General features: G+C 67.5%; 12 protein-coding genes. 9 read left to right on the forward strand and 3 right to left on the reverse strand.

Annotated elements, in window-relative coordinates:
• Window positions 1–52 precede the first annotated feature (52 nt).
• From HMPREF2886_RS29940 to hxuC, 3 genes are all read left to right on the forward strand, one after another.
• Complete coding sequence (locus HMPREF2886_RS29940) at window positions 53–580, forward strand: RNA polymerase sigma factor (protein WP_003082669.1); 528 nt, start codon at window positions 53–55, stop codon at window positions 578–580.
• The gene (locus HMPREF2886_RS29945) at window positions 577–1,560 is read left to right on the forward strand and encodes a FecR family protein (protein ID WP_070748939.1); all 984 of its coding nucleotides are present in this window, start codon (window positions 577–579) and stop codon (window positions 1,558–1,560) included. The genes HMPREF2886_RS29940 and HMPREF2886_RS29945 overlap by 4 nt, the downstream gene beginning before the upstream one ends.
• Before the next feature lie 128 nt (window positions 1,561–1,688).
• Window positions 1,689–4,244 carry a heme receptor HxuC gene (hxuC, locus tag HMPREF2886_RS29950; protein ID WP_070748941.1) on the forward strand — a complete coding sequence of 852 codons (2,556 nt, stop codon included), beginning with the start codon at window positions 1,689–1,691 and terminating at the stop codon, window positions 4,242–4,244.
• A 6-nt stretch (window positions 4,245–4,250) separates the two neighbouring features.
• On the opposite strand, the gene lepB is transcribed toward hxuC, so the two are convergent.
• Window positions 4,251–4,790 carry a signal peptidase I gene (gene lepB / locus HMPREF2886_RS29955; RefSeq protein ID WP_070748943.1) on the reverse strand — a complete coding sequence of 180 codons (540 nt, stop codon included), beginning with the start codon at window positions 4,788–4,790 and terminating at the stop codon, window positions 4,251–4,253.
• Window positions 4,791–4,866: 76 nt separating this feature from the next.
• Window positions 4,867–6,918, reverse strand: a complete 2,052-nt coding sequence (locus tag HMPREF2886_RS29960; protein WP_070748945.1) for a S9 family peptidase — start codon at window positions 6,916–6,918, stop codon at window positions 4,867–4,869.
• 148 nt (window positions 6,919–7,066) lie between these two features.
• Here HMPREF2886_RS29960 and HMPREF2886_RS29965 point away from each other — a divergent pair, with 148 nt between their 5' ends.
• From HMPREF2886_RS29965 to HMPREF2886_RS29980, 4 genes are all read left to right on the forward strand, one after another.
• Window positions 7,067–7,540, forward strand: coding sequence for a hypothetical protein (locus tag HMPREF2886_RS29965; protein WP_003086834.1), 474 nt, complete (start codon window positions 7,067–7,069; stop codon window positions 7,538–7,540).
• Window positions 7,541–7,603: 63 nt separating this feature from the next.
• Complete coding sequence (locus HMPREF2886_RS29970; RefSeq protein ID WP_073649176.1) at window positions 7,604–8,065, forward strand: HIT family protein; 462 nt, start codon at window positions 7,604–7,606, stop codon at window positions 8,063–8,065.
• Window positions 8,066–8,068: 3 nt separating this feature from the next.
• Window positions 8,069–8,842 (forward strand): class II glutamine amidotransferase, encoded by a 774-nt coding sequence (locus tag HMPREF2886_RS29975; protein ID WP_003082680.1) that lies wholly within the window; start codon window positions 8,069–8,071, stop codon window positions 8,840–8,842.
• Between the two features lie 26 nt (window positions 8,843–8,868).
• Window positions 8,869–9,393 carry a DUF2937 family protein gene (locus tag HMPREF2886_RS29980; protein WP_003082681.1) on the forward strand — a complete coding sequence of 175 codons (525 nt, stop codon included), beginning with the start codon at window positions 8,869–8,871 and terminating at the stop codon, window positions 9,391–9,393.
• Between the two features lie 8 nt (window positions 9,394–9,401).
• Here HMPREF2886_RS29980 and HMPREF2886_RS29985 read toward each other — a convergent pair whose 3' ends face one another.
• Window positions 9,402–10,262: a LysR substrate-binding domain-containing protein gene (locus tag HMPREF2886_RS29985; protein WP_070748949.1), complete on the reverse strand. Its 861-nt coding sequence runs from the start codon at window positions 10,260–10,262 to the stop codon at window positions 9,402–9,404.
• Between the two features lie 167 nt (window positions 10,263–10,429).
• Between HMPREF2886_RS29985 and phnW the strand changes: the two genes are divergently transcribed.
• Both phnW and phnX read left to right on the forward strand, forming a co-directional pair.
• Entirely contained in the window at window positions 10,430–11,545 is a 1,116-nt protein-coding gene (gene phnW / locus HMPREF2886_RS29990; RefSeq protein ID WP_003086851.1) for a 2-aminoethylphosphonate--pyruvate transaminase, read from the forward strand.
• A 35-nt stretch (window positions 11,546–11,580) separates the two neighbouring features.
• A complete protein-coding gene (gene phnX, locus HMPREF2886_RS29995; protein ID WP_042164823.1) occupies window positions 11,581–12,408 on the forward strand; it encodes a phosphonoacetaldehyde hydrolase in 828 nt (275 codons plus the stop codon).
• Window positions 12,409–12,416 lie beyond the last annotated feature (8 nt).

Below are 12,416 nucleotides of genomic sequence, written 5' to 3' on the forward strand. Positions count from 1 at the left end.
GAGGTGTTGCAGCGGGTCAACGGCGCGGGGGGCGCCGCCGGAGGATGCACGGATGGATGAGCGCTTCCGTGGGTCCGTCTCGCATGCCTATCAGGCGTTCCATGGCGAGTTGCTGCGCTTCCTGCGCAAGCACCTGGGCAGTTCGGCGGACGCCGCCGACCTCGCCCAGGATACTTTCGCCCAGTGGCTGAAATGGCCGGGCCGGCAATCGGTCGAGCAGCCGCGCGCATTTCTTTTCCAGATCGCCCGCAACCTGTTGCGCGACCATTGGCGCCGGCAGCAGAGCCGCGGCCAGGATCTCGACCGGCCGGCGGCGAACGACGAACCCGCCGCTCTGGAAGGCGAGGCGGCCGGGCCGGGCGAGCGTTTCGAACAGCAGCAGCGCCTCAGCCACCTGGCGGCCGCGCTGGCCGAACTGCCGCCGCGGCGGCGCGAAGCGTTCGTCCTGCACAAGTTCGACGGCCTGTCCCAGGTCGAAGTGGCCGAGCGCATGGGAATTTCACTGAGCATGGTGGAAAAGCACATCGCCAGCGCCTTGCTGCACTGCAAGCGGCGGCTTGGCCAGGGAGGCGAAGGATGAAGCCGCTGGAACGACTGGAACCGCTGTTCGCAGACGAAACCGAAGAGGACATCGATCACCGCGCCGCCTACTGGTTCAGCCGGCGTCGTTCCGGGCATTTCAGCGCTGCCTGCCGGGCCGAGCTGGAGGATTGGCTACGCGCCGATCCGCGCCATCGCGAAGCGCTCGAGGGCATGGAGCGGCTCTGGCGCGAATTCGACGGCCTGCCGCGCCCGGCGCTGGACGATATTCCCGAGCCGGTGCCGGCCTGGCGCCTGCCACGGGCGCTGGCGGCGGCGTTCTTCGTGTTCTGCGCGCTGCTCGTCGCCACCCTGTTCTGGCGCGACCAGTCGCTCGGGCCGAACCTCGCCTACGGCACGGCGCCTGGCGAGCAGCGCGAGGTGGTCCTGGCGGACGGATCGAAGCTGTTCCTCGACGTCGATACCCAGGTGCAGGTGCGTTACGCCGAGCGCACCCGCGACGTGCTGTTGAAGAAAGGCCAGGTGTTCTTCGTGGTCAGCCACGATCCGACCCGGCCTTTCCGGGTCGGCAGCGGCGACAGCCGGGTCACCGTACTCGGTACCCAGTTCAGCGTCCGGCGCGACGCGCAGGCCCTCGCCGTGGCGGTGAAACAGGGGCGCGTGGCGTTGCAGCCGTCCCTGGAGAAGGATGCCGAGCATGTGCTGCTGGCTGGCGACAGCGCGCGCCTGGACCTCGCCGACCAACGCCTGGAACTCGGCCATGTGGCGCCGGAGCAGGTCGCCAGTTGGCGCGATGGGCAACTGGTGTTCCGCGACAAGCCGCTGGGCGAACTGGTGGAGGAACTGTCGCGCTATCGCGCCGCGCCGATCCGCCTGGGAGATCCCCGGCTTGCCGGCAAGCGGGTCTCCGGTACGGTGCGGATCGCCCGCCCCGACGATTTTCTCCTCGCCCTGCCGGCGCTATTGCCGGTGCGGGTGCAGCCGCAGGCTGGCGGCGAGGTGCTGATCCTGGCGCGCTGAGGCGCGACGCCAGCATTAATGAAAATATTTTTCATTCGCATATGTGGGTTTTTCTCCCTGCTGCGTCTTCTCTGCTGTCCGTCGCCTCTGCCGGCGACATCCAGCAGTCACTTGGGGAGAGTTCCAGCATGACCTTGCCTTTCACCTGCGCCGCCTGGCGCCCGCTGTGTTCCGCCGCCGTGCTCGGTGCCGCGTTGTGGGCCGCCGGCGCCAGCGCTGCCGAACGACGCTTCGACCTGCCGGCGCAGCCGCTGGCCGCCTCGCTGTCGCGCCTGGCGCAGCAGGCGCAGGTCCAGGTGCTGTTCGACGAGTCGCTCCTGCGGGGCCTGCGCGCTCCGGCGTTGAGCGGCAGCTACGGGGTGCGCGAGGCGCTGGAGCGGTTGCTGGTCGGTTCCGAGCTGGAGCTGGTGGAGGCGGGCGGCGGCTACGTGGTGCGCCGGCGCCAGGTCGACGCCTATAGCGACAACGCGCTGCAACTGGACGCGCAGACCATCGTCGGCAACGGTCGCGAAGTGGACGCCAGCAACGTCGGCCGTTCGACCCTGACCCGGCGGGATATCGAACGCCAGCAGGCGGACAACATCCCCAGCCTGCTGCAGACCCTGCCCGGAGTGACCATGGGCGGCTCGCCCAAGCCGGGCGGACAGACCACCAACATCTGGGGCCTGGGCGACGCCGAGGACGTGCCCTATACCCTGGACGGCGCGCAGAAGAGCGGCTTCGAGCGCTACCAGCAGGGCACCGTGTTCATCGAACCGGAAATGATCAAGCGCATCGAGGTGGAGAAGGGACCGCACTCGGTGTTCACCGGCAATGGCGGCTTCGGCGGCACCGTGCACATGGAGACCAAGGACGCGCCGGACCTGCTGCGCGAAGGCCGCGACGTCGGCGCCATGCTCAAGTACGGCTATCACTCCAACGACCAGCAGAAGATCTACTCCGGCGCCGTGTTCGGTCGCAGCGAAGACCGCCGCGTCGATGCCCTGCTCTATCTCAACGGTCGCGACGGCCGCGACATGAAGCTGGCCGACAACCTGCCGCTGTCGCCCACCGACTACCCGATCAACCCCAAGCGCCTGCCCAACAGCGCCCAGGACGAGAAGACCGGCCTGTTCAAGCTCAACCTGCACCCCACCGAGGAGCACGACCTGGGTTTCACCTACCTGCGCTCGAAAAGCTCGCGCTGGACGCCGTTCTCCGCCAGCAGCTACCCGACCCCGCCGAGCCAGTGGACCATCGACCGCTACGGCTACGAGCTGGGCCTGACCCGCCTGCTGGCCCACCGCGATACCACCGACACCACCTGGACCGGCAAGTACAACTACCATCCGCTGGACAACCCCTGGATCGACCTGCAACTGAGCTATTCCGACGCCCGCACCGAGCAACTCGACCGTCGCGAGGACACCGCCTTCTACCAGCTCGCCACCGGTGGCAAGCGGATGCGTACCGAGTACCAGGACAAGGTCCTGGAACTGCGCAACACCAGCCGTTTCGATACCGGAGCGCTACAGCACGAGCTGACCCTGGGCGCGGCGCTGCACAAGCACAAGCGCGACATCCTCATGCACATGCCGGGCAAGACCTACGAGACCCCGCGCTACAATTACGGCTGGCTGCAACCGGCATTCATGCCGGCCGGCAAGCAGGACACGCAGAGCTTCTACATCCAGGACGCGATCACCTACGGCAGCCTGACCGTCACCCCATCGATGCGCTTCGACAGCGTGCGCAACGACGGCCAGGCCAACCTGGCGCCGATCTACGACAATCCCAAGCTCGGCCATGACTATCGCGCCCAGACCTACTCCGGCTGGTCGCCGCGGCTGTCGGTGTTCTGGACCGCGACGCCGAACCTGGCGTTCTTCGCCGACTACACCGAGACCTGGCGAGCGCCGGTGATCGATGAGCAGTACGAAGTGCAGAACAGTTCGACCATCGGTGGCAGCAGCCGCGACCTGGACGCCGAGCGCATCCATGCGATCCGTGGCGGCAGCGTGATCAACCTGCCGGACCTGCTGGTCGCCGGCGACAGCCTGCAGATCCGCACCACGTTGTTCCAGAACCGCATCAAGGACGAGATATTCCGCACCCGCAGCGTCGGCTGCCGCCAGCAGTCGATCGACAACGGCAGTATCGGTGGTAGCTGCGGCGACATGCTGCCGCTGAGCAACTACCGCAACCTGCCGGGCCTGACCATCAAGGGCTTCGAGATCGAGAGCTTCTACGACAGCCAGCGGCTGTTCGCCAGCCTGTCCTACTCGTGGATGACCGGCAAGCACGATGGGGCCTACAGCAATCCCTGGGGACCGAACGTGTGGGCGCGCGACATCCCGCCGCCGAAATGGGTGGCCATGCTCGGCCTGAAGGTTCCGGAATGGGATGCCAAGCTCGGCTGGCAGGGCGAGTTCGTGCGCAAGACCGACCGCCTGCCCAGCGATCGCTACAGCGGCGGGATGGGTACCGGTTCCGGTGATATCTACTGGGATCACGCGGCCAACGACAGCTACGACACCCATCGGCTGTTCGCCGAGTGGGTCCCGGCCAAGCTGGGCCTGAAGGACACCCGCATCGACTTCACCGTGGACAACCTGTTCAACCGCTCCTATCGCCAGCCGCTGGGCGGCGACCTGGTCTACAGCCAGGGACGCAACGCCAAGATCAGCGTCACCCAGTTCTTCTGAGGGGCATCAGCGCACCGAACCGATGCGCCGGGTGTCCTCGGCATACCAGACGGCGAACACCCGGCCGACCAGGTCGGCGCGCGGTACGTAGCCCCAGTAGCGGCTGTCGTTGGAGTTGTCGCGGTTGTCGCCGAGCATGAAGTAGTGGCCGGCGGGGACGGTCCGCTCGACCATGCGCAGGGAGTCCGGCTGGCGCAGCGCCTGCTGCGCCAGGTAGGGCTCGGTCACCTGGTGGTCATTGACGTAGAGCCGGCCGCCATCGATCCGCACGCGATCGCCCGGTATCCCGGCGATGCGCTTCACATAGGCGATGCTGCGCTGCGGCGGGAAGCGGAACACCACCAGGTCGCCGACCTGCGGTTCGGCGAAGGCGTAGCGCGCGGCGTTGGCGAGGATGAAGTCGCCCTGTTGCAAGGTCGGTTCCATCGAGCGCGAAGGGATCTTGTACAGCGCCACGCCGAGGAGCCGTGCGCGCGGGTCGAGACTGGCGGTGCCGAACGGATTCGCCAGGTAGACGGCCAGCATGATCGCGGCGAGCAGGCCCATGGCGGGCCAGAAGCGTCGTTTCACGAAGGTTCCCTTTTTCGTGGCGGAAGGCCGGCGTCGCCGGCCCCCGCGGTCGTCATACCAGGCCGAGGACCTTGAGCAGGAAGGCGTATTCCAGCGCCACGTCCTTCAGGCCCTGGTAGCGGCCGCTCATGCCGCCGTGGCCGGCGCCGAGGTCGGTCTTGAGCAGCAGCAGGTTGGCGTCGGTCCTGGTCGCCCGCAGTTTCGCCACCCACTTGGCGGCTTCCCAGTACTGCACGCGGCTGTCGTTGTAGCCGGCGACCACCAGCAGGTGCGGGTAGTCCTGGGCCCTGACGTTCTCGTAGGGCGCGTAGGCGGCGATCCGCGCATGCACCTCGGGCTCCTGCGGGTTGCCCCACTCGTCGTATTCGGTGACGGTCAGCGGCAGGTCCGGATTGAGCATGCTGTTCAGCACGTCGACGAACGGCACCTCGGCGATCGCCGCGCCGAACAGTTGCGGGCGCTGGTTGAGCACCGCGCCGATCAACAGCCCGCCGGCGCTGCCGCCGCTGATGGCGAGGCCCTCGGGACGGCAGTAGCCCTGGGCGAGCAGGTGTTCGGCGCAGGCGATGAAGTCGTCGAAGCTGTTCTGCTTGTGTTCCAGCTTGCCGGCACGGTACCAGGCCTCGCCCAGTTCGCCGCCGCCACGGACATGGGCGATGGCGAAGACGAAGCCGCGTTCGAGCAGGCTCAGGCGGGCGTGGGAGAACCAGGGATCGAGGCTATGCCCGTAGGCGCCGTAGCCATACAGATAGAGCGGCGCGGGGCGCCCGGCGGCGATGCCGTCGAGGACTTCCTTGCGCGCCACCAGGCTGACCGGCACCTGCGTGCCGTCGCCGCTGCTGGCCCAGATGCGCCGGCTGGCGTAGGCGTCGGCGTCGAAGGGGCCTTCCACCGGGGTCTGCTTGAGGACGGTCTGCGTGCCATCGGCGAGGTTCAGCTGGCGTACCTGCGCCGGACGGTTCAGGGCCTCGTAGCGCAGTCGCACGCAGGGACTGTCGAATTCCAGGCTGTCCTGCACGTAGAGGCTGTAGGCGGCGTCCGGCAACTGCACGCGGTAGGCCGGCAGGCCTTGCGGTTGCACCTCGATCACCGGCAGGCCGCCGTCGCGCAGGCCGAGGATCACCGCTTCGGCGTTCAGGCTGACATCTTCCAGGGTCCGCTGCGGGTCGTGGGCCACGCGCAGTTGCCAGTGCTCGCGAGTCGGCCGCGACTCCTCGGCCTGGTAGAGGGCGAAGTTGATCCCCGCCTGGTTGCTGCGGATCAGCCACAGGCCCCGGCCATCGAGGCGACCGTGGTCGGGGTAGTATTCGTGGCCTTCCTCGCGCGGCGCCAGGCAACGGAACGTACCCTGCGGCTGGTCGGCGTCGAGCACCCAGGCCTCGCTGGTGGTCTTGCTGTTGAGCAGGAGGATCAGCTGGCGTTCCGAGCTGGAGCGGTAGCAGTGCAGGAAGAAGCGCCCGTCGCCTTCCTCGAACACCAGCTCGGCGCCGGCCTCGCCCAGGCGGTGGCGATAGAGCTTGTGCGGGCGGTGGGTGTCGTCCAGTTCGCCGAAGAACAGCGTGCGGTTGTCGTTGGCCCAGGTCAGGCTGCCGTCGCAGTCGTCGAAGGGCAGGGCCTGCACCGCGCCGCTGGCGAGGTCCTTGACGAACAGGCGGTAGATCTCGTCGCCGCTGGTGTCCAGGCTGTAGGCCAGCAGGCTCTGGTCGGGGCTGATGCTGAAGGCGCCGAGGGAGAGGAAGCCGCCGTCGGCCAACTGGTTGGGATCGAGCAACAGTTGCTCGGCGCCTTCGTCGACCGCCAGGCTACCGTCCGCCGGACGCGGGCAGCGGTAGTGGCGCGGGTATTCGTCGCCGGCGGTGGTGCGCTGGTAGTACAGCCACGGACCCCACGGACTGGGCAACGACAGGTCGGTCTCGCGGATGCGTCCCCTGATCTCCTCGAACAGGGTCTCGCGCAACCCGGCCTGGTCGGCCAGTTCCCTATCCAGGTAGGCGTTCTCGGCCTTCAGGTAGTCGAGCACCTCCGGGGCGTCGCGCTCTTCCAGCCAGGCGTAGGGGTCGCGTCCGGCGTCGCGGCGGGCGATGGGGGGCGGCGGATGGGGCATCGGGAATCCTCGTCGGTCCGGCCATGCGCGAGGCCGGGAAATCTGAATAAAACTGGCGGCGCGGCGTCCGCCATCGGTGGGTAGGCGCGTCGGCATGCAAAAGCGGCTATCATAAGCCCCCCATCACCGCTATCGCCACGCACGCCGCATGAATGAACAAGACTATCTGATCGCCTGGGGCGCCTACGCCATCGCCGGACTCGGCCTGATGCTGGTGTTCTGGCTGATGACCGGCTGGATGTGGCGCTGGCTGCGCGAACCCCTGCGGCTGATCGTCTTCATCCTGCTGTTCACGCCGACCCCGGTGGACCCGCAGAACGACCTCTATGCCCCGGCCATCGCCATCACCGCGCTGGATGTCGTGTTCAAGGTCGGCAACAACGCCTGGCGCGCGGTCTCCGACCTGGCCCTGGTGGCGCTGCTCGGTTTCGGCCTGTACCTGTTGATCGCCGCCATCCGCTGGCCGCTGGAGCGGGCCTGGAAGAATCGCCGGCATCCGTCGCAGGACGCCGAGGACGAGCCGACCCTGCGGCAGATGATGCAGCCCGAGTTGATGCCGGACGTCGACACCCGCACCGACGAGCACGGCGACCGGCGCATGCGCATCGAGCCGCGCCTGTAGCCTTTCGCGACGAAATCCATTCTTGCGCTACGCCCGGCAGGCGTTCAGCATGAGGCGAGGCCTATGTCGGGATTTCCCATGGATTGCGTGTTCTGCGCCATAGCGGGTGGCCGCGAGCCGGCGCACAGACTCTTCGAGGACGAGCATTTCATCGTCCTGCTGGACATCTTTCCGCTGCGACCGGCGCACGTGCTGATCGTAGCCCGCGAGCACGCCCCGCACCTGAGCGATCTTTCCGCCGGCGCCCGCGACGCCCTCCCGGCACTCGCCGAGCGTATCGGTCGCGCGTTGCGCCGGGCCGGTTTCGGCGTGGAAGGCATCAACTTGTTGCTCAACGATGGCGTGGCGGCCAACCAGCACGTGGCGCACCTGCATCTGCACCTGATTCCCCGGCGTCGCGGCGACCTGCCGCGACTGCTCTGGCGCGCCCTGACCCGTTTCCTGCCGGTCGGCCGCGCGAGCCTGCGGGCGCGCCTGCAGCGGGAACGAGAACTACTACGTACAGCCTTGCTCAGGGAGGTTTGAGCCATGTGTGAACTATTGGGCATGAGCGCCAACGTCCCGACGGACATCGTCTTCAGCTTCACCGGACTGATGCAGCGCGGCGGCGGTACCGGCCCGCACCGCGACGGTTGGGGCATCGCCTTCTACGAAGGACGCGGCGTGCGGCTCTTCCAGGACCCGCTGGCGAGCGTCGATTCGGAGGTGGCGCGGCTGGTGCAGCGCTTCCCGATCAAGAGCGAGACGGTCATCGGGCACATCCGCCAGGCCAACGTCGGCAAGGTCGGGCTGAGCAACACCCACCCCTTCATCCGCGAACTCGGTGGGCGCTACTGGACCTTCGCGCACAATGGCCAACTGGCCGACTTCCAGCCCAAGCCCGGCTTCTACCGCCCGGTCGGCGAGACCGACAGCGAGGCGGCCTTCTGCGACCTGCTGAACCGCGTGCGCCGGGCTTTCCCCGAGCCGGTGCCGGTGGAGGTGCTGTTGCCGGTGCTGATCTCGGCCTGTGACGAATATCGCAAGAAAGGCGTGTTCAATGCCCTGATCAGCGACGGCGACTGGCTGTTCACCTTCTGCTCCAGCAAACTCGCCTACATTACCCGCCGCGCGCCGTTCGGCCCGGCGCGGTTGAAGGATGCCGACCTGACCGTGGACTTCCATGCGGAAACCACGCCGGATGACGTGGTCACGGTGATCGCCACCGAGCCGCTCACCGACAACGAGAACTGGACCTTGCAGCAGAGCGGCGAGTGGGTCCTCTGGTGGGGCGGCGAGGTGTTGGCCAAGGGGCGGGTCTGAATCGCCATCGTGGACGAGGAGAGCGCATGTTCCGCAGTTACCTGAGACTGCTGCTGTTCACCCTGGGCCTGCTGCTCGGGGTGCAGGTGCCCGGCTTCATCGACGACTACGCCAAGCGCGTCGACGCCCATCGCCTGGAGGCCGCGCAGAACATCCAGGGCTTCCAGCAGACCGCCGGGCAGTTCTTCAACGGTAGCCTGGAGGAACTGGTCAGGCATTACCGCAGCAACAGCGATCCGGTGTTCCAGCGCGACGGCGAGAACCTCGACCGCCTGATGCGTCGCGCGCGCATGCTCGACGCCGAGTGGCAGGCCATGCAGGGCCCCTGGTACGCCCGCGCCTGGCACATGCTGCGCGCGCCGAACCATGAGTTGCTGATGGAAACCTATGCCAGCTACAGCTACCAGGTCCTGCTCAAGCCGGAGGTGATCGCCTGGGGCCTGGGCTGCGCCTTGCTGGTCGCCTGGATCGCCGAGCTGATCGTGTATTCGCTGGCCTCGCTGTTCGGCTTCGGCGAAGACCGCCGCACCCGCGAGCGTCACTGGAGCTGAGGCGCGACTCAGGCCGCCGCCAGTTCCAGGAATGCCCTGATCACCCGCAGGCCGCGGCGCTTCTCCAGGCAGCCGATCAGGTGGCGGTTGGTCAGCTCGGGACCGACCAGCGGCACCGCGCGAACCCGCGGATCGTTGCCGACCTCCAGGGAAGACACCACGCCGACGCCCAGTTCGGCGGCCACCGCTTCGGTCACCGCTTCCCGGCTGTCCAGCTCCAGCAGCACCCGCGGCTGCACCCCCTGGTCGGCACAGGCGCGGTCGAAGGTGCGGCGGGTGATCGAACCGGGGTCGCGCAGCACCATGATCTGCTGGTCGAGCTCTTCCAGCGGTACGCCTTCGTTGCGTTCGCACCAGGGATGCTGGCGAGGCAGCAGGGCGCAGATGCGTGAATTCACCAACTCCTCCAGGAACAGCCCGGGACGCGCCTCGACCTCGGTCAGCACGGCGACGTCGACGTGTTCGCTGAGCAGCGCCGCGAGGGTCTCCTGGGCGTTGCCCAGACGCAGGTTGACGGTGATTCCCGGATAGCTCGCGCGCAGCCGGGCGAGCATCGGCATCACCAGGTGCGGGCCGTCGGCGGCGACTTCGAGGCGGCCGGAGACCAATTGTCGATTGGCGTCGAGCAGGGCCTCGGCTTCTTCCTCCAGGGCGAACAGGGTGCGCGTGATCGCCACCAGGCGCGAGCCCTCCTCGGTCAGTTCGATGCGCCGGGCGGTGCGCCGGAACAGGGTGACCTGGTAGTGCTCCTCGAGTGCCTTGACGTGTCCGGTCACCGCCGGCTGGCTGATGCACAGGCGCTCGGCGGCGCGGGTGAAACTGCCTTCGCGGGCGACGGCGTCGAAGGCGCGGAGCTGGAAGAGATTCATGGTATCGGCCTGGCTTATGGCTGGCATCGGAACAAACAATTTGAACGATAGTAGCGCGGCGCTCACCTTATGTCTCCAGGCTTCCCTGGAACGCCGGCGCGGAACGACCGCCCGGACCGCGAAGCCCGATCCGGTTTCTTTGGCCGATTCCCGCAGAGGAAATGAGCATGAGCACTGCCGAACGCGCACCCATCCTGCTGACCCCCGGTCCGCTGACCACCTCCTACCGTACCCGTCGGGCGATGATGGTCGACTGGGGCTCCTGGGACAGCGATTTCAACGAACTCACCGCCAGCGTCTGCCAGCGCCTGCTGAAGATCGTAGGCGGCGAAGGCAGCCACACCTGCGTACCGTTGCAGGGCAGCGGCACCTTCGCCGTGGAAGCGGCGATCGGCACCCTGGTGCCGCGCGACGGCAAGGTCCTGGTGTTGATCAACGGTGCCTACGGCAAGCGCCTGGCGAAGATCTGCGAGGTCCTGCAACGGCCCTTCAGCACCTTCGAGACCGAAGAGAACGTGCCGACCACCGCCGCTGACGTCGAGCGCCTGCTGGCCGCCGATCCGGCGATCAGCCATGTGGCGCTGATCCACTGCGAGACCAGCACCGGCATCCTCAATCCGCTCGAGGCCATCGCCAAGGTCGTCGAGCGTCACGGCAAGCGCCTGATCGTCGATGCCATGAGCTCCTTCGGGGCGATCGGGATCGATGCCCGGAAAGTTCCGTTCGATGCCTTGATCGCCGCCTCCGGCAAGTGCCTGGAGGGCGTCCCGGGGATGGGCTTCGTCTTCGCCCGCAGCGCCGCCCTGGAAGCCAGCGCCGGCAACTGCCACTCCCTGGCCATGGACCTGCAGGACCAGCACGCCTATATGCGCAAGACCGGGCAGTGGCGCTTCACCCCGCCGACCCATGTGGTCGCCGCCCTGCACGAAGCGCTCAGCCAGTACGAAGAGGAGGGCGGCCTGCCGGCGCGCCAGCGGCGCTACGCGAGCAATTGCGAAACGCTGCTCGGCGAGATGGCCCGGCTCGGTTTCCGCAGCTTCCTGCCGGCGGAAATCCAGGCGCCGATCATCGTTACCTTCCACGCGCCGCGCGATCCGCGCTACCGCTTCGCCGACTTCTACCAACGCGTGCGGGAGAAGGGCTTCATCCTCTATCCGGGCAAGCTGACCCAGGTGGAAACCTTCCGCGTCGGCTGCATCGGCCACGTCGACGCCGCGGAGATGCGGCAGGCGGTCGCCGCCATCGGCGAGGCGCTGCGCGAACTGGAAGTCCTCGAGATCTGAACTGAACGACAACGAGCAAAAAAGGGTTCACGACAATGAATTACAACCAGCCAGCCACCCTCCAGGCCGCCATCCTCGACTGGGCGGGAACCGTGGTCGATTTCGGCTCCTTCGCGCCGACCCAGATCTTCGTCGAGGCCTTCGCCGAATTCGGCGTCCAGGTCAGCCTGGAGGAAGCGCGCGGTCCGATGGGAATGGGCAAGTGGGACCACATCCGCACCCTCTGCGACATCCCGGCGATCGCCGAGCGCTACCGCGCCGCCTTCGGCCGCCTGCCCAGCGACGACGATGTCACCGCCATCTACGAGCGCTTCATGCCGCTGCAGATCGAAAAGATCGCCGAACATTCGGCGCTGATCCCCGGCGCCCTGCAGGCGATCGCCGAACTCCGCGGGATGGGCCTGAAGATCGGTTCCTGTTCCGGTTACCCGGCGGTGGTGATGGAGAAGGTGGTAGCCCTGGCCGAGACCAACGGCTACGTCGCCGACCACGTGGTGGCCACCGACGAAGTGCCCAACGGCCGGCCATGGCCGGCCCAGGCGCTGGCCAACGTGATCGCCCTGGGGATCGACGATGTGGCGGCCTGCGTGAAGGTCGACGACACCTGGCCGGGTATCCTCGAAGGGCGCCGCGCCGGGATGTGGACGGTGGCGCTGACCTGCTCGGGCAATGCCCTGGGCCTCACCTACGAGCAGTACAAGGCGCTGCCGGCGGGCGAACTGGAGCGCGAGCGGACGCGTATCGAACAGATGTTCGAAGGTTCGCGTCCGCACTACCTGATCGAGACCATCGCCGAGCTGCCAGCGGTGGTCCGCGACATCAATGCGCGCCTGGCGCGCGGCGAGATGCCGCAGGGTAACTGAGCCACGTC

The sequence above is a fragment of the Pseudomonas sp. HMSC066A08 genome, assembly GCF_001813025.1.
Classification (GTDB): domain Bacteria; phylum Pseudomonadota; class Gammaproteobacteria; order Pseudomonadales; family Pseudomonadaceae; genus Pseudomonas; species Pseudomonas aeruginosa.